Raw genomic sequence first — 1,601 nt, 5'->3', positions numbered from 1 at the left:
GCACGCCGCCAGCGTTCGTCCTGAGCCAAGATCAAACTCTCCATAAAGTTTATGAGCTTGATTGCTCGTTCAAAAAACTAGCTTAATTTCTTACTTCACATACTGGTTGTTTCGTTCAGTTTTCAAGGATCAATAGTTGCAGTCGTTTTGCGACAGCTTATATATTATATCAAGTTATTCCGATAAAGTCAACAACTGTTTTTATAATATTTTTTTGTTTCTGTGTGTTGTCACTCAAATGGGCGACTTAATTAATATAACACGCTACGTATTTTAAGTCAATAACTTTTTAAATAAAGTCTTTAACTAATACGTTTGACTTCGTTCTAACAACGAAGCGAACACCTAATATAACACGCTTAATAGAATATTACAATGCTTTTTTCACTTGTAATTTTAACCAAACAACCACTCCCGGTACCATACAAAGAACACTAATATTCTATAGCTTTAGATAACCACTTTTAAAAGATAAACTTATTTTAGACCAGTATATTGATAGAGTTCCAAATCAATTTTATTTTCATTTACAACGTTAACACCTTCTCTCTCAAGAAACGTTTTTTGGGTATAGAACATCTCATCATCCTTAAAACTAATCTTCCCTTTCGCATTAATCACTCTATGCCAGGGCAACTGATACTTTTCGCTCATCGAATGGAGAATTCTCGCAACCTGTCTCGCACCTCTTGGTCTACCGGCTAGGTTCGATATTTGACCATATGTCATCACATTGCCTGGCGGAATATGCTTTATAATCGCAATAACTGATTCAGTGAATGTCTCCACAATCTCCCCCCCTTTTCTACTGATCTAGATTAAACACTTATAACGCTTCTATCAATTGCAACTCTTTACGTTGTTTGTAAATCGCAACTATTTATAATAAGCAGACTAAATAAACAGAGGCACCAAACATGATTATAGTTGTGACTTTATTTATCACATTAACAATCGACCAGAACGAACAAGTCTCTCCCCGCTTCAAAATAGAGCTAATCCAAGAAACCATAAGCATGAAATCAATGTAACAAATAGGACTTGCCGTTAAACGGTATAAGTTGAGGTCGACTTCTCCTTACGGATACTGAGGTTTCCGTAGTTGTGTTGAATATATCGTGGTTGAAAATTATCTAAATATTTGGTGATGCTATTTTCGTGATTTGCTAAAGTAATCAGAATACTACCGCAAAGCGATGTTGAAATTAAGATTGGCATAACTCGAATAAACTGCACTGATTAAGAACAAAAGCATTTTTCACCCGAAAGGTAGAAAAAATCCTAAAGCAAAACAAAACATCAATCTATACACCGATCATAATAATATAATATCGAGCTTTATGTACATTTTAAACTAATTGTATTAGGTCTTTTATTCCCTAATTTATTATAGAAAGTATATCTATAAACAAAAAATAGCCTACAAGAGAATAATCTCTTGCAGGCTATCTTGCCTAGCGGCGTCCTACTCTTGCAGGGGCAAAGCCCCAACTACCATGGGCGCTGGAGAGCTTAACTACTGTGTTCGGCATGGGAACAGGTGTGACCTCTCCGCTATTGTCACTAGACCTAAAGAAATGAAGATATATATACCTTCAAAA

At 35.4% G+C, this 1,601-nt stretch carries 1 protein-coding gene and 1 rRNA gene; both read right to left on the bottom strand.

Annotation, left to right across the window (positions count from 1 at the left end):
• Nucleotides 1-477: 477 nt before the first annotated feature.
• Nucleotides 478-789, bottom strand: a complete 312-nt coding sequence (locus GH741_RS21345) for an MGMT family protein (RefSeq protein WP_338079602.1) — start codon at nt 787-789, stop codon at nt 478-480.
• Nucleotides 790-1,452: 663 nt separating this feature from the next.
• Nucleotides 1,453-1,568: ribosomal RNA gene (gene rrf, locus GH741_RS21340) — 5S ribosomal RNA — on the bottom strand.
• Between the last annotated feature and the right edge of the window lie 33 nt (nt 1,569-1,601).

This window comes from Aquibacillus halophilus, from assembly GCF_009649745.1.
Lineage (GTDB): Bacteria > Bacillota > Bacilli > Bacillales > Amphibacillaceae > Aquibacillus > Aquibacillus halophilus.
The sequence above is the reverse complement of the archived record's forward strand: the minus strand, read 5'-3'. Positions and strand labels throughout refer to the sequence as shown.